Here is a 15,389-nt window from a genome sequence, read left to right as displayed (position 1 = left end):
ACATCTCACCATCAGTTGAAAAAGGCCGACCATTGTAGCGTCCAACGGCGTGGTTATCCACACAGGACTAGGCCGTTTTAATAAGCTGTGGAAAACTTTTAGCGGGTCGAAAGTGATCGGTATTCCAAGTGCTGGATAAAAGCTTGCTGCTCATTATCATTTGGCATTAATTCACAGTTAATCAACCACTTATCATCGTCTTTTCCGCAACTTATACACAACCTCACATATCTTTTATGTGATTGAATTTAAAGAATAATATAAGGTTGTTAACAAAATGTATCCCCACTATTAGCCACAAGGCGGCAGAAAGCCAATTGCTGAACGCTGATGTGCTCCCTGGTAAGCGCATTACGTGATCCCTGGCAGACGTCTGCGTGTGTGGGAGGTATTTTTTACAAGGAAAAAATTGCACGCAACCCGGGAAGCCTCTACAATTTCCGGTCTTGAATTGAATCTCCCGGCTAGTTCCTCACTGGACCGGGTCTTTTGGAATTTATTTTCCGTCCTAACCACGTGGGAATAACGAGTTATGAAACGCACTTTTCAACCTAGCGTTCTCAAGCGCAAGCGCGCGCATGGCTTCCGTGCTCGTATGGCAACCAAAAACGGCCGCGCCATCATTTCGCGTCGCCGCGCCAAAGGCCGTAAGCGTCTGAGCGCCTGATCTCGGATTGCGTGTGCCACATCAAGGGTTTCCCCGGTATTTTCGGTTACTTAATGCCGGGGATTACCGCTACGTTTTTGAGCAAGCAGACCTCAAGGTGCATGGCAAGGGTATAATGGCGTTAGCACGTTGGAATACCCTCGGGCATCCCCGCCTTGGCCTAGTGGTCAGCAAGAAAAATGTGAAGCTCGCCGTTGATCGAAATCGCTTCAAAAGACTCGTTCGTGAGTCAGTTCGGCTACGTCAAGACCAGCTTCCCGCAGTGGATATTGTGGTTCTTGCTCGGCGTGGCGTTCAGGACATGGACAATGACGTTTTATATCGTCAGCTCCATGGTATGTGGAAACGGCTTCGGCGCGACAGCCAGGCAGCCGACGCGCCACCTGCTAGCTCAAAGCGCACTACTTGATGGGCACCTCATCGCTCGACCTCGGCCTGCCGCCTGGCAGGCTTTCGTGTGTCATGGGTCGAGCAACTGATACTGCGCCATTAGCATGTTCACCACCCAGCGGGCAGAACCCTCATGGACGTAAAACGACTTATATTACTGATTCCACTTGCCATTCTGGCCTATCTACTGGTTGTACAGTGGAATCAGGATTACGGACAGACGTCTTATCAATCGTCGTCCGAGCAATCGCAACGTCAAATCAGCGATAACAACGCAACGTCGGAGAGTAGCGACGCATCTGGCGACAGCGACGCGGACAACTTGTCGGTTCCCGGTGATGACGCTGCCGCTTCGCAAGACGCGCTGAACAGCGACGAAAGTGACAGCGACAGCCGTGAATTCATCGCGGTTACCACCGACGTTCTGGATGTTCGTATTGATCCACACGGTGGCGATATCGTGTATGCCGCCTTACCTCAGCATAAACAGGCGCTCGAGTCGGATCGCAGTTATGTTCTGCTCTCCGACAATCAAACGCGCAGCTACGTTGCACGCTCAGGCTTGCAGCTTAACGGGGAAGCAAATCGCATTACATTTACCCCCGATAACAGCGAATACCTGCTAGGTGATGACGAAGATCAACTTGAGGTCAACCTCACCGCCGAGGTAAACGGCATCGAGGTCATCAAGCGACTTACCTTTGAACGTGGCAATTACGCTGTTGACGTCAATTACTATTTGGCCAATAACACCGATGAGCCCGTCAGCGCTCGTTTTATCGGCCAACTCGCTCGGGATAACAGCCCTGATCCGTCAAGCGGCGTCAGTATGGGCATGAATTCCTATCTGGGCGCCGCGTATTCAACCCCTGAAGAAACCTATGAAAAGGTTGATTTTGACGATATCCAAGGCGGTAACTTCAATAATAGAGAGGCACAAGGCGGTTGGATGGCCATTATCCAGCACTATTTTGTCTCGGCTTGGGTACCCCAACAGAATCAGCAGAACCTCTATTACGTCTCGACGGATTCGCGCGACCGTAATGTCATCGCCTTTGCTGGCCCCACCAGCGAGCTGGCAGCGGAAGAAGAAACCTCATTGGGTGCCACTCTGTACATGGGTCCCAAGATTCAGGATCATCTTGAGCAGGTAGCGCCGAATCTTGAGCTGACGGTCGACTATGGCTGGTTATGGTTCCTGGCTAACCCGCTATTCTGGCTGCTTGACAAGATTCACGACATTGTTGGCAACTGGGGCTGGTCCATCGTCCTGTTGACGGTATTGGTGAAAACCATTCTCTTCCCGCTTTCTGCCAAGGCCTACAAGTCGATGGCACGGATGCGCAAGCTTGGCCCCGAGATGCAGCGTCTCAAAGAGATGTACGGCGATGATCGCCAGAAGATGTCTCAAGAGATGATGAAGTTCTACCAGAAGGAGAAGATCAACCCTCTGGGTGGCTGCTTGCCGATCCTGGTGCAGATGCCAGTCTTTATCGCCTTGTATTGGATGTTGTTGGAGTCCGTTGAACTGCGACACGCTCCCTTCATCTTCTGGGTGCAGGATCTATCGGTGAAAGACCCGTACTTTATTCTGCCGATTCTGATGGGCCTTTCGATGTTCGTACAGCAACAGCTTAACCCCACGCCGCCTGATCCGATGCAGGCGAAGATCATGAAGATGCTACCCATCATCTTTACGTTCTTCTTCCTGTGGTTCCCGGCGGGCCTGGTGATCTACTGGGTGGTCAACAACATCATCTCGGTGGCGCAGCAGTACTTCATTACGCGCAAAATCGAGCAAGACCCAAGTATTGGCAAAGGCATGAAAACCAAAAAATAAAGCCGATGCCTTGAACACCCAGACCCCCGCTCTTGCGGGGGTCTGGTGTTTTAGGAGGCAAAAACTCACACTACGTTCACTTGCCACCTGCACATAGAAAGAGAAACGCCATGGCAGACCGACTTTATACCCAAGACACCATCGCCGCCCTGGCCACTCCCCCCGGTCGTGGCGGCGTCGGTATTATTCGTGTTTCTGGCCCGGCCTGCCGCGACATTGCCGTCGCCATGCTAGGCCACTGCCCAGCCCCACGCTACGCACACTATGGCGCTTTTATGGGTGCCGACGGCAATATCGATGAGGGGATCGCGCTACTGTTTCCGGACCCCCACTCGTTCACCGGTGAAGATGTACTCGAACTTCAAGGCCATGGCGGGCCGGTGATCATGGATATGCTGCTTGAACGCTGCGTCCAGTTAGGCGCTCGACTGGCAGGGCCGGGCGAGTTTTCCGAGCGTGCTTTCCTGAATGACAAGCTTGACCTGGCCCAGGCCGAGGCCATTGCCGATCTGATAGATGCCACCTCCCGCTCCGCCGCCGAAAACGCGGTGCGTTCGCTTCAGGGTGAGTTTTCCAACCGGGTAGCCGCGCTGGTACAGCGGCTTATCGAACTGCGCGTCTACGTCGAGGCGGCGATTGATTTTCCCGAGGAGGAAATCGACTTTCTGGCGGATGGCCACGTGGCCAGCCTGCTGGACGATGTAACCCGTGAGCTTATTGACGTACGCTCAGCCGCTGGCCAGGGAGCCTTGATGCGCGAGGGCATGAGCGTTGTCATTGCCGGGCGTCCCAATGCCGGTAAGTCGAGCTTGCTCAACGCCCTGACCGAGCAGGATACCGCCATCGTCACCGATATTGCCGGTACCACGCGGGATGTGCTGCGCGAACATATCCACATCGACGGGATGCCGCTGCATGTAATTGATACCGCTGGGCTGCGCGATACACCTGACGCGGTGGAACAGATCGGCGTCGCCCGGGCCTGGGCAGAGATCGAAGGCGCCGACCGCGTGCTGCTGCTGGTCGATGCGTCAACGACCGATGAAACCGACCCCATGGCAATCTGGCCTGAATTTGTCGCCCGGCTGCCGGACCAGCAGCGCCTGACGCTGGTGCGTAATAAAATCGACACCAGCGCCGAACAGGCGGGCATAGATTTATCCACAAACCCACCCACGGTGCGTCTTTCTGCAAAAACAGGCGTGGGTGTGGATAACTTGAAAGCGCACCTGAAAGATATCATGGGCTTTTCAGCGACCACTGAGGGGCGTTTTTCAGCCCGCCGCCGCCACCTGGATGCGCTTGACCGGGCAATGAACGCCCTTGAAACCGGCCGCCGACAGCTCGAAGGCAATGGCGCCGGTGAACTGCTGGCGGAAGATCTGCGCGATGCGCAGCAGGCGCTCGGCGAAATCACCGGTGAATTCAGCGCCGACGATTTGCTGGGGGAAATTTTTGGCAGCTTCTGTATCGGTAAATAGGCGGTCTTAAACGGCGCTACTCCTCTACCAACCAAGACGCACGATAGCGACTTTGTGCGCCCAGCAGCGGGGTCAACTGGGCCATCGCGCCGGCCAGACGTTCATCCAGCCCCCAGGGCGGGTTAATCACCAACATTCCGCTACCGTACATGCCGCGCTCATGGGTCTCCGCAGCTCGCTGGCAAAGCTCGCTGCGCCAGATTTTGCGGATCCCGCTACGCTCAAGCGCTTCCAACAGCACCTGGTGATTCCCGGCAGGCAGCAATGGGTACCAGACCAACACCACCGCGTGACGCGCTTTCGCAAGTGCCACGTTAAGGGTATCCGCCACCGCCTGATACTCGTCTTTACGCTCGTAGCTTGGGTCAACCAGCACACAGACACGAGGCGTTGCAACCGGCAGGCGCTGACATAATCCCTGCAACCCGTCGCCATGAATTCGCTCGACACCTTCCGCCAACGCCTGGTCATCAAAATGCTGATGCTCGCCAGGGTGCAGCTCAAACCCGTATAGCCGCTCTTTTTCTCGCAGCGCCTGGCTTATCCACCAGGGAGATCCGGGATAATGGGCCAATTCGTCGGGATAGCGTTGCGCACGCGATAGAGTGTCCAGCCAACTGCATAGCAGCGGATCGGACACTGATTGAGCCGCGTTCCAAAGGGGCCAGACCCCGTCCCGATACTCCCTCAAGCGCTGGGTTTCTTCGCTAGACAACGGGTAAAAACCGCGCCCCGCGTGGGTGTCGATATACGTCACCGGTGAAGGTTTGCGCAGCAGGTACTCGATGGTTGCAAATAACGTCAAATGTTTATGTACATCGGCAAAATTGCCAGCATGGTACGCGTGTTGATATGACAACATGATAATTCGGCAACTCATAAAAAAGCCCGCTACTCAGCATAGCGGGCGTTGAAATGGCTTCACAGCTGTATGGCCTAGCCGCCTTGGTTTTGCGCTTCCGCCGTCGGCGTCAAGGTAATTTCGACGCGACGGTTCTGGCTGCGTCCATTTTCAGTATCGTTACTGGCCACCGGCTGGGATTCACCGTAGCCACGAGTATTCAAGCGCATTGACGACACGCCATTCTGACTCAAGTAACTACCCACCGCTTGAGCCCGGCGCTCAGACAGACGCTGGTTATAGGCTTCTTCACCGGTGCTGTCGGTATGGCCCGCAACGTTAATGCGGGTGTCAGCGTATTCGCTAACCACATTGGCCACTTCGTTCAGCGAACTGCGTGCCTCGCTGGTCAGTTCAGCGGAATCAAAGCCGAAGGTCACGCTGCTGGGCATGTTCAGCACGATATCGTCGCCGCGGCGATCAATTTCAATGCGCGAACCTTCCAGGTTTTGGCGCAATTGCTGCTCCTGGCGATCCATATAGGCACCCACGCCAGCACCCGCTGCGGCACCTACTGCCGCCCCAATCAGCGCCCGGTCTCGGCGGCTGGTGCTACCATCCCCGGACAGAGCACCGGCAGCCGCGCCTACTACAGCACCAATGCCTGTGCCGGTGGCTGTCGATGAGCGCTGAGTTTGACCGCCGCCGTAGGGGTCCGAGGTTGCACAACCGGCAACCAGTACAGCGGCCGCTAACGGGGTCAGTAGTCGAGAAATACGCATCGCTCACTCCTTAACATTGTCATCTATGAAGTTACTCGTCGCTTATCAATGCCAGCAACTCGTTCAAGAATAATAGACCTTGAGGCGATGCCTGTAGTCTTTTGGGCATTTCCATCAAAAGTCCTTTTTTCTCGGCATTGTGTAAACGCGCCAATAACACATCAACCGGCAAACCCGTATGCGCTGACCACATCGAGACAGGCACCCCCTGGGTCAGACGCAGGGCATTCATCGAGAACTCCAGCGGCAGTTCGTGTTCAGCAATAGACTGCTTGCCCGCAGCAAAGCCACGTGGGTCATTCACACGCCTTAAATAGGCATCCGGCTGACGCGTTTTCCAACGCCGTTCAATATGCCACTGCCCCTGGTAGTCAACGTGGCTCAACTTTCCGTGAGCCCCTGCCCCGATGCCCAGATAATCGCCAAATTGCCAATAATTGAGATTGTGCAGGCTCTGTCGATCGGGTTGCGCGTAAGCGGAAATCTCGTAGCGCTTTAACCCCGCCTGCTCCAGACGTAAATGACCCTCATCCTGAATGTCCCAAAGGGTTTCTTCATGGGGCAAGGTCGGCGGATTGACATAAAACGCTGTGTTGGGCTCCAGCGTCAGTTGGTACCAGGACAAGTGTTCAGGGGATAACGCCAGCGCTTGCTCGATATCCGCCATCGCCAGTTGAGGCGTCTGCTGCGGTAGGCCATGCATCAGGTCAATATTGAGGTTGTCAAAACCCGCCTGACGCGCCTGGCTGACGGCCTTGATGGCCTCTTCGCCGCTGTGAATTCGCCCCAATGCGGCTAGCTGGTCCGAATGGAAACTTTGCACCCCAAGCGAAAGCCGGTTGATACCCGCATCACGATAGCCGGTAAAACGGCTTTGCTCCGTCGTGCCGGGGTTCGCCTCAAGGGTGATTTCAATCGTTTCTGAAAATGGTAAGCGAGCACTTACTTCGAATAAAAGGCTTTTATAAAAGCCTGGTGAAAGCAGACTAGGCGTTCCGCCGCCGATAAATATGCTCTGCACGGTTCGCCCCGCCGCCAGCTCAAGATCGCCATCGATATCCTGTAACAGCGCCTTCAGGTAAGCGGCTTCAGGTAATTCATCATGCTGGGGCTCGTGGGAATTAAAGTCACAATAAGGGCATTTGCGCACGCACCACGGCGTATGAATATACAGCGATAAAGGTGGCAATGGCTCACCCATGGGCCACCTTCAACACGTCGACTAGCCCGCTCAGGGCACGCCCACGATGACTCAAGCGATTTTTCGTCTCGCTGGGTAATTCCGCCACGCTCATGCTCTGATCGGGCAGCCAGAATAGCGTGTCATAGCCAAAACCGCCCTCACCACGCGGGTGAGCCAGCACTTCGCCTTCCCAGCTGCGTTGAACAATAACCGGCACCGGGTCCTCAGGGTGGCGTAGATAAACCAGGACACACCAATAGCGTGCCGTTCGCTGCCCTTCCGGGCAATCCTGCAAAGCTTCAAGCAACTTGGCGTTATTGCGCTGGTCGCTTTTGGGTTCACCAGCATAGCGGGCGGAATAGATGCCCGGTGCGCCATGTAACGCATCCACCTCCAGACCTGAGTCATCGGACAGGGCCGGTAAGCCACTTTGGCGGCTCGCTTCACGGGCTTTAATAAGCGCGTTTTCAACAAAGGTCACGCCCGTCTCTGCCACGTCATGAACGCCAAAATCCGCTTGGGGGCATACATCAAAACCAAGAGGCGCTAATAATTCGTTGAATTCTTTCAATTTACCAGCGTTTCCGCTGGCAAGCACAAGCGTTTGCGTACTGGTCATGCGGCGACCTCCTAGGGTGAACGATCAGTTTACGCATGCCCTAAGCCCGAAAAAAGCAGCCGGGATGTAACATGATGTGTTTTTATAAAAAATCTTCGTTTATGAAAAAAATAATTTATTTTTATATTCAATATCTTATTTTAAAAAAACCATTCAGAGTCATCTTTTTTGATGATTTTGCAGTAACATACATTTACATTTAAAAACTAATAGACAACACTTGAAGGGTTACCTGCTCATTCGTTATTTCTATGAGGATCCTCCAATGCCGCAAGAAAAGGCTGTCGATACGGTATTTATCGTTACCGAAAAAAGCCCACAATCACAATTATTTGCGGAATACCTGGGGAGTCATACCGAGTGCCGGGTGCAACTTCAGCCTCCTCATGAACGAATCACGGCCCCATCATCGGGTAACACCTTGATGTTGATCGACAGCGATCACATCAGCGTTGAAGCCCTGCCAGACTGGCAGCATCAGCTACCTGAAAAGCTCAGCAACGAGCCATTGGCTGCTTTTAATGTCCGCGATATGGATCATGCGCTTGAAGCTCTGTCCTGCGCGCAGTTGAAAGGGGTGTTCTATCGCCATGAGAGCCTGGACGTCATTTGCAAAGGCATTCATGCGCTGCTCGAAGGTGAGCTGTGGATGTCCCGGGAACTGATGACTCGGTTGATCCTGTTTTACCGCAAATATCAAAACAACGCCTTTAGACCCGCCTGCGGCCTTACCAACCGGGAAATGGAAATTATCTCACTACTGAGCGCCGGGGCCTCTAATCATCAAATTGCGGAAAAGCTGTTCCTTAGCGAACACACCGTCAAGTCTCACCTTTACAACATTTTTCGCAAAATCAACGTGCATAACCGCATCCAGGCGCTGAATTGGATTCATCAGAATTTGGGCCCCATTTTGCCCAATATTGAAACCGCACGAAGCTTGCAGCGTCGCCATTAGCGCACAGCAAAGGGGATTGACGATGAAAGCACTGCGCTATAAATCCGCCATCCTGTGTTATTTCCTGTTGTGGGGAAGCGCATCGACCTACGCCGAAGAAATGACAGAGGCCGTATCGCCCACTGCCAATGGGCAAGCGGCGCTTGCTGATGAACAAGCCGCCGTCGACGCTATCAACCAGCTTTCCGGCCCCGATGGCGCTGAAGTAGAACGACCCACCAACGGCAGCGAATTAACCGGCATCATGGTAGACCGCACCATCACCATGGCCGGCAAGACTTTCTATCGCGCCTTCAGCCAGCGCGCCATGGGTAACCCGATTATTGGCAACGCGACCATCACCATCCAGGAACGCCCCGATGCCCGTTGGGGAAGCCAAGTGTGGATTATGGAACGCAACCAGATGCATTTCCGTACCCAGCTCTCCCCAAGGATCAGCGAGGCCGACCGCGCGGCAGGAGAAGCCGTACAAATCGTGGAAGAAGCACTACTGCGTCAAAAGCTGAGCTCAGCGCTATCTTCCGACAAAGACTTAGGAAGTGAGGAGTTACGATAATGAAAACATCGGCAATTTGCTCCACAGGTATCGGCTCAGCGGTGCTGATCGGACTGTTAACGCTACCAGTTCACGCGGGAGAAATGATTTACGAACCGCTCAATCCGTCTTTTGGGGGCGATCCTTTCATGGGCAGCTACATGCTCAACAAGGCCCAGTCCCAGGATACCAACACCGACCCAAACACCCGTGATATTGAGCGTCCTTCATCCACCGAGCGTCTGATTCAAAGCCTGGAGAGCCGCTTAATCTCCAGTCTACTCAGCGATGTTGGGGATGGAACCATTGATCAAGGTAGCTTCGACAGCGATGAATTCAGCGTGGTGGTAGAAGATGCTGGGGGTCAGTTAGTGATACGCGTTATCGATAAACTAACTGGGGACGAAACCAATATCAGCGTCGGGGAAACTTTTAATCCATGAGATAGCCCATCTATCGAAACAAAGCATTACGAATTAAAAAACCAAACATCATAAATGATGGATAAGTCAGGGGATCATCATGAAGATTATAGCTGCATTTTTAATTGCGGGTTTACTCAGCGGCTGCGCGGGAATGGTCGCCAATTCCGAAAACCTGGAAGGAACCGAGGCAACATTAACACCGCGTGGCGCCTCCTATCAGGATCTGGTGTCTCTACCACCACCAGCCGGCAAAATTTTTGTTTCGGTCTATGATTTCCGCGACCAAACAGGACAGTATCGACCTGCACCCGCCAGTACCTTCTCGACGGCAGTGACCCAAGGGGCTGCCGCAATGTTAACTGGCGCGCTGGCAGATTCTGGCTGGTTCATCCCACTTGAGCGGGTGGGCCTGCAAAATCTATTAACAGAGCGACGTATTATTCGTGCTGAGTTCGAGCGCTTCAATCAACCCGATACGCTCCCCTCATTACGTGCGGCTTCCGTCATGCTGGAAGGCGGCATTATTGCCTATGAATCCAATATAAGAACAGGTGGTGCGGGGGCCGAATATTTTGGTATTGGGGCGTCGGGGGAGTACCAGGTTGACCAGGTCACGGTTAATCTACGTGCCGTTGAAATCTCAACGGGCGAAGTACTCGCCAATGTGACAACGACGAAAACTATCTATTCGAAAGAGCTACGTGCTGGCGTTTATCGTTTTATTGATTTCCGACGTCTCTTGGAAGCGGAAGCCGGTATCACAACCAACGAACCCGTCCAGATGGCAGTAATGTCTTCCATTGAATCAGCGGTTATCCACTTAATCGCTCGAGGCGTAGAAAATAATCTTTGGAACCTCAGCAACGACGTTAACTTTACAGATACGATTCTTGCTGATTACTTAAGTGCTCCCATACCTCAATTGTAATGAGTCAACTAATTCGAAAAATGTAGATTAAACAATTGACGACTTATGAAGGCCATGCATTGCGCATGGCCTTTTTTATCTTAAAATACTAGAACAAAAAATAAAAAGTATTAGAAACGTCATACCCAAGAAGACACATATAATTAAAAAATTCGTCCTACAAACCCTAAAACTTACGATAGCGAAGCCCGCCAAATAGTCCAAACTCAATACATAAAATACATTTGGATACAAAATGTTTCAGAGGGCTTCATCATGAAACGTCAGTGCGCCAATAAAGCATCAATGGGAATTTCCCCAGCCAAACACTCAATATTGTTGGCAACACTATTGGCCGCCAGTATCCTTACTGCCGCACCAGTTAATGCTGACGATAGCCACATTGAGCAGTTCTTTAATCAGGTTGATACCAAAAATTATCGGGGCAACTACAGCATTATTGACCAAGTCGGCAATAACAATAGGGCCACGGTGAACCAAACTTACTCAAACTCAGAGGCTTACCAGCGTGGTAACTTTTCTAGGATACATCAGTCAGGTAACTTTAATATTGCCAATATCACTCAAACAGGTGGCAATAATTTTGGTGTGATATCGCAAGATGGTGATGGCCATAGGGCCGACATTAACCAAGATGGTAATGCAAGAAATATTGAAGGTGATCCAAGTAAACTACTTGAAGCAAATGTATCCCAGTTTGGCAGTAAAAGCGATATCCAGATTTCACAATCGGGGAGTGGCTACCGCAGCATTAACGTAGAGCAAAGAGCTTTTTCGGGTAATGCGCGTCCAGTCACCGTCGAAACCTACTGAGCAACACCGGTTGCCTCAGTAATAACTAAAGCAAGTAAATCGTAAAGGGGAAACACCATGAAAACTCAAATGACTGCTATCGCCGCCGCTATCGCTCTTGCCATGAGCGCTTCAGCCTTAGCTCAAACACCAACTGAACCAGCTAGTCCTGAATTTGATAATTCACGTAGCACTATCAATAGTATGGCAGGTTCTTCCTATGACGGTAGCGGCCTGGGCAATGATTCATTTATTGACCAGAATGGTGATGATAACGAAACCAGCGTCATCCAATGGGGTACACAAATTTCACGTATTCAGCAAGATGGCAATGATAATACTGCAGGGGTCATCCAGGATGATGTTGTAGGTGGATCATCAACAGGTGAAAACTACTCGTTAATCATGCAAGAAAAAGATGGTAACCAAGCATATGTAAATCAACTTGGCCAAGAAAACGACTCAATTATTGATCAAGGAAGGTCAGGCAGCAACAACGCTTATAACTATGCAGATGTCGATCAAGATGGCTACCGTAACGATTCTTGGGTAGAACAAGATGGCTATGATAATCTATCTATGGTAACCCAGTTTGGTAGTCTTAATGACAGCTACGTGAAGTCTCTTGGAAATTACAACGAAACTCACACTATGCAACATGGTAACGAACTAGATAGTGATATTATATCTGCAGGTGATGACAACTATACAGATGTTCTTCAAATTGGCTACGGTCATGACTCTTTCGTCCGTACTATTGGCGACTATAACTCAAGTGTCGTCGTTCAAAGCGGCGATTATGGTAATGCTAGCCAACAAAACTTCTCACAAATTAGAACTGTTGGATCTAGCAACACTAACTATGTTCAACAGGGCAACTAAGCGTTTATAACGCTTTACCTTGATCAAGCCGCCCCTCCCCGGGGCGGTTTTTTATTACCTAATCGACACCGTCAGCGTGCCCCCCTTGCCCTGTGTTGAAGACCGCGAGCGGTTGGTGCCTTTCTGAATATCCACCTCCAGGCGATCACCGTCGCTTAACAGCTTGACCGTGCCTTCAAGGGCAGTGCCTTCAAAGCTGAATTCCGCCGGTACCGTGCCGTTTTCCTCGATATGTTCGGTGGTTTCACCCTCGTGGGTAATGCGCCAATGAGCGGAAAACGCAGCGCCTTCCGTACCTTCCATGGTAATACGAATCGGATTCATCGATGGTACCTCAAGCGATTGAGCGCTTAACGGTAGGTGGATGGTTAACCCTATTGCCAGTAGCGTGGCGCCTGGCCACGTCCAGAGTCGTTTCATAATGGCCTCTACAACGTAAAGAGCCGCTGGTTATCAGCGGCTCTTTGAGTATAGCGGAGTTTTCGTTACTTGCTGTTACATATAAGTAAAGGCCTTCTCGGCTGCATCCAGCGTTTTTTGGATATCTTCGGGTGTATGAGCGCTGGACATGAAGCCCGCTTCGAACGCCGAAGGCGCAAGATAGACACCCTGATCAAGCATCGCACCGAAGAAACGGCGAAACGCTTCGGGGTCACAGGCGGTCGCTTGGGCAAAGTTATCCACACGGCTTTGTCCGGTAAAAAAGATCCCAAACATGCCGCCTGCCGATTGGGTCATCATCGGCACGTTGGCGGCATTGGCGCGTTCCTGCAGACCCGTGCATAACGTTTCAACACGTTGTGTCAGGGCATCATGGAAGCCGGGTACCTGCAGCTTGGTTAGCAGCGCGATACCGGCCGCCATGGCCAGCGGATTGCCTGAGAGCGTGCCCGCCTGATAAATCGGCCCCATGGGCGAAATATTCTGCATAATCTCGCGTTTGCCGCCGAAGGCGCCGACCGGCATACCACCACCCACGATCTTGCCCAGGCAGGTTAAATCAGGGGTCACGCCGTAGTGAGCCTGAGCACCGCCAAGGGCGACGCGAAAGCCGGTCATCACTTCATCGAAAATCAGTACGCTATCGTGCTCGTTACATACGCGGCGCAGCGTCTCGAGAAAGCCTGGCTGCGGCGGAATGCAGTTCATGTTGCCGGAGACCGGCTCGACGATGATACAGGCGATCTCATCGCCCATCTCTTCAAAGCACGCCTCAACCCCTTCGGGGTCGTTATACGACAAGGTAATGGTGTGCTCGGCAAGCGATGCCGGCACGCCCGGTGAGCTCGGCTCTCCATGGGTCAATGCCCCGGATCCGGCTTTGACCAGCAGCGAATCGGAGTGACCGTGGTAGTTGCCTTCAAACTTGACGATTTTGTCTCGCCCGGTGGCGCCGCGTGCCAGACGAATGGCCGACATCGTCGCTTCGGTGCCGGAGCTGGTCATCCGCACCATTTCCATCGACGGAATCATCTCGCAAATCAGGTCTGCCATGGTGGTTTCAACCGCCGTGGGGGTACCGAACGATAGCCCGTTATCCAGCCGGGCCCGCACCGCTGCAAGCACATCCTGATCCGCATGCCCGGTGATCATCGGCCCCCATGAACCCACGTAGTCCACGTAGCGGTTGCCTTCGACGTCGAACAGATAGGCGCCTTGTGCGCGCTCCATGAATACCGGCGGGCGATGCAACCCTTTGAAGGCCCGCACCGGGGAATTAACGCCGCCGGGAATATGGCGGCTGGCAAGTTCAAACAATTCAGCGGAAGTCGTCATGGCGTCCTCTTCATTCATTGCGTCATTAATCGCGTGGCGTCATTAAATCAAAAACGTGAAGCGCGTGGGGTACGGTTGGGTAAAAACTGTCCGCTTGGCGTCTCATAGCCATGTGACAAGCTTTGCCAGGTATAGTGCTGAGCTTGCTCACACGCAGTAAGTAAGCGCTCACCCACAGCCAGGCGGGCCGCAATAGCCGATGCCAGCGTGCATCCCGAACCATGAAATTGTTCAGGTAAGCGCGGCCATGGCCACTGCCGGGTATTATCCGGTGAATGTAGCGTCAGTAATACCTGATCGTCATTGCCGGGTAGCGGATCATCAGTTGCCGACACCAGTACCGCCTGGCAACCCAGCGAAAGCAGTGCCACCGCTCTTGCCGTATCGTCATCCGTTGCCTGGCACTCAGGCGTGAGCGCGGCTAACTCGGCGCGGTTGGGCGTCAGGATATCGACCAGGGGAAGCAGCCGCGCGATGTACTCTTGACGCAGCTCAGGCGTCGAGAGTTCAGCGCCGCCACCGGCTTTTAGCACCGGGTCGGCCACCACCGGCACACCGGGGAAACGCCGGATAATCGATATCGCCGCCTCCAGGGTGGCCTCGCTGCTAATCAAGCCAAGCTTGATAGCCGCCACCGGCATGGTCGCGATCTCATCGACCATCTGGTTGATGAGATAAGTATCCGTGGGCACCACCCGCACTACGTTATGGCAGTTTTGAATGGTCAGCGCGGTGGGAATGGTTACCGCCCAGCCACCGCAGGCAGCGATCGACTCGCTGTCGGCAATCAAACCAGCTCCGCCGGTTGGGTCGTGTCCGGCCAGTACTAATACAACAGGAGGTAATGGTTGGCGCATCAGAACGGTTTCACTACCGCCAGCAAGATAATGCCGATCAGGCCAATCACCGGTAACTCGTTAAACCAGCGGAAAAACACATGACTTTTGTTGCAGCGTGCCTGGCTGAACTGCTTGAAATAAATCAGGCAGACATGGTGATAGGCAATTAACAGCGCAATCAGCAGCAGTTTTGCATGCATCCATCCCTGGCTGAGCCAGGCGGGTGCCAGATACAAGAGCCAGCCACCGAAAATCAGCACGGCAATCATCGACGGCATCATAATGCCCCGATAAAGCTTACGTTCCATGGTCGTAAAATACGTCATCGCTTGCTGATCATCCGCATCGCGTGCCTGGGCATGGTAGACAAACAGCCTGGGTAGATAAAACATGGCGGCAAACCAGGTTACCATCGCGATTAAATGAATCGCTTTGATCCATAAATACATTG

The 15,389-nt window shown here is 52.9% G+C and carries 18 protein-coding genes; 10 read left to right on the top strand and 8 right to left on the bottom strand.

What is annotated here, in order from left to right; all coding sequences use genetic code 11:
• Positions 1 to 532: 532 nt before the first annotated feature.
• The 4 genes from rpmH (at position 533) to mnmE (ending at position 4,378) form a co-directional block, all read left to right on the top strand.
• On the top strand, positions 533 to 667 hold the full coding sequence (rpmH, locus tag HXW73_RS17760) for a 50S ribosomal protein L34 (protein ID WP_066315595.1): 135 nt from the start codon (positions 533 to 535) through the stop codon (positions 665 to 667).
• Between the two features lie 13 nt (positions 668 to 680).
• Positions 681 to 1,076 carry a ribonuclease P protein component gene (gene rnpA, locus HXW73_RS17755; RefSeq protein WP_186254342.1) on the top strand — a complete coding sequence of 132 codons (396 nt, stop codon included), beginning with the start codon at positions 681 to 683 and terminating at the stop codon, positions 1,074 to 1,076.
• Positions 1,077 to 1,190: 114 nt separating this feature from the next.
• On the top strand, positions 1,191 to 2,897 hold the full coding sequence (gene yidC / locus HXW73_RS17750; protein ID WP_186254341.1) for a membrane protein insertase YidC: 1,707 nt from the start codon (positions 1,191 to 1,193) through the stop codon (positions 2,895 to 2,897).
• Between the two features lie 110 nt (positions 2,898 to 3,007).
• Positions 3,008 to 4,378: a tRNA uridine-5-carboxymethylaminomethyl(34) synthesis GTPase MnmE gene (gene mnmE / locus HXW73_RS17745; protein ID WP_186254340.1), complete on the top strand. Its 1,371-nt coding sequence runs from the start codon at positions 3,008 to 3,010 to the stop codon at positions 4,376 to 4,378.
• A gap of 16 nt (positions 4,379 to 4,394) precedes the next feature.
• Here the strand turns inward: mnmE and HXW73_RS17740 are convergent, their stop codons facing one another.
• From HXW73_RS17740 to rdgB, 4 genes are all read right to left on the bottom strand, one after another.
• Complete coding sequence (locus HXW73_RS17740) at positions 4,395 to 5,240, bottom strand: 23S rRNA (adenine(2030)-N(6))-methyltransferase RlmJ (RefSeq protein ID WP_186254339.1); 846 nt, start codon at positions 5,238 to 5,240, stop codon at positions 4,395 to 4,397.
• A gap of 74 nt (positions 5,241 to 5,314) precedes the next feature.
• Complete coding sequence (locus tag HXW73_RS17735) at positions 5,315 to 6,001, bottom strand: OmpA family protein (RefSeq protein ID WP_186254338.1); 687 nt, start codon at positions 5,999 to 6,001, stop codon at positions 5,315 to 5,317.
• A gap of 31 nt (positions 6,002 to 6,032) precedes the next feature.
• On the bottom strand, positions 6,033 to 7,202 hold the full coding sequence (gene hemW / locus HXW73_RS17730) for a radical SAM family heme chaperone HemW (RefSeq protein WP_186254337.1): 1,170 nt from the start codon (positions 7,200 to 7,202) through the stop codon (positions 6,033 to 6,035).
• Positions 7,195 to 7,803: an RdgB/HAM1 family non-canonical purine NTP pyrophosphatase gene (rdgB, locus tag HXW73_RS17725; protein WP_186254336.1), complete on the bottom strand. Its 609-nt coding sequence runs from the start codon at positions 7,801 to 7,803 to the stop codon at positions 7,195 to 7,197. The genes hemW and rdgB overlap by 8 nt, the downstream gene beginning before the upstream one ends.
• Before the next feature lie 265 nt (positions 7,804 to 8,068).
• On the opposite strand from rdgB, the gene HXW73_RS17720 reads away from it, so the two are divergent.
• The 6 genes from HXW73_RS17720 to HXW73_RS17695 all read left to right on the top strand — a co-directional run bounded on the left by HXW73_RS17720 (position 8,069) and on the right by HXW73_RS17695 (position 12,323).
• Positions 8,069 to 8,761, top strand: coding sequence for a LuxR C-terminal-related transcriptional regulator (locus HXW73_RS17720; RefSeq protein ID WP_186254335.1), 693 nt, complete (start codon positions 8,069 to 8,071; stop codon positions 8,759 to 8,761).
• 22 nt (positions 8,762 to 8,783) lie between these two features.
• Entirely contained in the window at positions 8,784 to 9,317 is a 534-nt protein-coding gene (locus HXW73_RS17715; protein ID WP_186254334.1) for a CsgE family curli-type amyloid fiber assembly protein, read from the top strand.
• Complete coding sequence (locus tag HXW73_RS17710) at positions 9,317 to 9,739, top strand: curli assembly protein CsgF (RefSeq protein WP_186254333.1); 423 nt, start codon at positions 9,317 to 9,319, stop codon at positions 9,737 to 9,739. The genes HXW73_RS17715 and HXW73_RS17710 overlap by 1 nt, the downstream gene beginning before the upstream one ends.
• A gap of 79 nt (positions 9,740 to 9,818) precedes the next feature.
• Entirely contained in the window at positions 9,819 to 10,649 is an 831-nt protein-coding gene (locus HXW73_RS17705; protein WP_186254332.1) for a CsgG/HfaB family protein, read from the top strand.
• 255 nt (positions 10,650 to 10,904) lie between these two features.
• Positions 10,905 to 11,462 (top strand): hypothetical protein, encoded by a 558-nt coding sequence (locus HXW73_RS17700; RefSeq protein ID WP_186254331.1) that lies wholly within the window; start codon positions 10,905 to 10,907, stop codon positions 11,460 to 11,462.
• Positions 11,463 to 11,519: 57 nt separating this feature from the next.
• The gene (locus tag HXW73_RS17695) at positions 11,520 to 12,323 is read left to right on the top strand and encodes a hypothetical protein (protein ID WP_186254330.1); all 804 of its coding nucleotides are present in this window, start codon (positions 11,520 to 11,522) and stop codon (positions 12,321 to 12,323) included.
• Positions 12,324 to 12,377: 54 nt separating this feature from the next.
• Here HXW73_RS17695 and HXW73_RS17690 read toward each other — a convergent pair whose 3' ends face one another.
• The 4 genes from HXW73_RS17690 to hemJ all read right to left on the bottom strand — a co-directional run bounded on the left by HXW73_RS17690 (position 12,378) and on the right by hemJ (position 15,387).
• Positions 12,378 to 12,743 carry a hypothetical protein gene (locus HXW73_RS17690; RefSeq protein ID WP_240538673.1) on the bottom strand — a complete coding sequence of 122 codons (366 nt, stop codon included), beginning with the start codon at positions 12,741 to 12,743 and terminating at the stop codon, positions 12,378 to 12,380.
• Positions 12,744 to 12,818: 75 nt separating this feature from the next.
• Entirely contained in the window at positions 12,819 to 14,099 is a 1,281-nt protein-coding gene (gene hemL, locus HXW73_RS17685) for a glutamate-1-semialdehyde 2,1-aminomutase (RefSeq protein ID WP_186254329.1), read from the bottom strand.
• Positions 14,100 to 14,146: 47 nt separating this feature from the next.
• Positions 14,147 to 14,956 (bottom strand): bifunctional hydroxymethylpyrimidine kinase/phosphomethylpyrimidine kinase, encoded by an 810-nt coding sequence (gene thiD, locus HXW73_RS17680; protein WP_186254328.1) that lies wholly within the window; start codon positions 14,954 to 14,956, stop codon positions 14,147 to 14,149.
• A complete protein-coding gene (hemJ, locus tag HXW73_RS17675) occupies positions 14,956 to 15,387 on the bottom strand; it encodes a protoporphyrinogen oxidase HemJ (RefSeq protein ID WP_186254327.1) in 432 nt (143 codons plus the stop codon). Before hemJ ends, thiD begins: the two co-directional genes overlap by 1 nt.
• Positions 15,388 to 15,389: the final 2 nt, after the last annotated feature.

Source organism: Halomonas sp. SH5A2 (assembly GCF_014263395.1).
In the GTDB taxonomy this organism is placed as follows: Bacteria; Pseudomonadota; Gammaproteobacteria; order Pseudomonadales; family Halomonadaceae; genus Vreelandella.
Note: the sequence above shows the minus strand (reverse complement) of the source record. Positions and strands in the feature narration are given on the sequence as shown.

Bases quoted from the DNA above. Each gene is read 5' to 3' on its own strand.
- HXW73_RS17740 (WP_186254339.1), bottom strand. From the start codon at position 5,240: ATGTTGTCATATCAACACGCGTACCATGCTGGCAATTTTGCCGATGTA.
- HXW73_RS17705 (WP_186254332.1), top strand. From the start codon at position 9,819: ATGAAGATTATAGCTGCATTTTTAATTGCGGGTTTACTCAGCGGCTGC.
- HXW73_RS17720 (WP_186254335.1), top strand. From the start codon at position 8,069: ATGCCGCAAGAAAAGGCTGTCGATACGGTATTTATCGTTACCGAAAAA.
- mnmE (WP_186254340.1), top strand. From the start codon at position 3,008: ATGGCAGACCGACTTTATACCCAAGACACCATCGCCGCCCTGGCCACT.
- HXW73_RS17690 (WP_240538673.1), bottom strand. From the start codon at position 12,743: ATGAAACGACTCTGGACGTGGCCAGGCGCCACGCTACTGGCAATAGGG.
- rpmH (WP_066315595.1), top strand. From the start codon at position 533: ATGAAACGCACTTTTCAACCTAGCGTTCTCAAGCGCAAGCGCGCGCAT.
- hemW (WP_186254337.1), bottom strand. From the start codon at position 7,202: ATGGGTGAGCCATTGCCACCTTTATCGCTGTATATTCATACGCCGTGG.
- HXW73_RS17700 (WP_186254331.1), top strand. From the start codon at position 10,905: ATGAAACGTCAGTGCGCCAATAAAGCATCAATGGGAATTTCCCCAGCC.
- HXW73_RS17710 (WP_186254333.1), top strand. From the start codon at position 9,317: ATGAAAACATCGGCAATTTGCTCCACAGGTATCGGCTCAGCGGTGCTG.
- rdgB (WP_186254336.1), bottom strand. From the start codon at position 7,803: ATGACCAGTACGCAAACGCTTGTGCTTGCCAGCGGAAACGCTGGTAAA.
- HXW73_RS17695 (WP_186254330.1), top strand. From the start codon at position 11,520: ATGAAAACTCAAATGACTGCTATCGCCGCCGCTATCGCTCTTGCCATG.
- yidC (WP_186254341.1), top strand. From the start codon at position 1,191: ATGGACGTAAAACGACTTATATTACTGATTCCACTTGCCATTCTGGCC.
- thiD (WP_186254328.1), bottom strand. From the start codon at position 14,956: ATGCGCCAACCATTACCTCCTGTTGTATTAGTACTGGCCGGACACGAC.
- hemL (WP_186254329.1), bottom strand. From the start codon at position 14,099: ATGACGACTTCCGCTGAATTGTTTGAACTTGCCAGCCGCCATATTCCC.
- hemJ (WP_186254327.1), bottom strand. From the start codon at position 15,387: ATGTATTTATGGATCAAAGCGATTCATTTAATCGCGATGGTAACCTGG.
- HXW73_RS17735 (WP_186254338.1), bottom strand. From the start codon at position 6,001: ATGCGTATTTCTCGACTACTGACCCCGTTAGCGGCCGCTGTACTGGTT.
- HXW73_RS17715 (WP_186254334.1), top strand. From the start codon at position 8,784: ATGAAAGCACTGCGCTATAAATCCGCCATCCTGTGTTATTTCCTGTTG.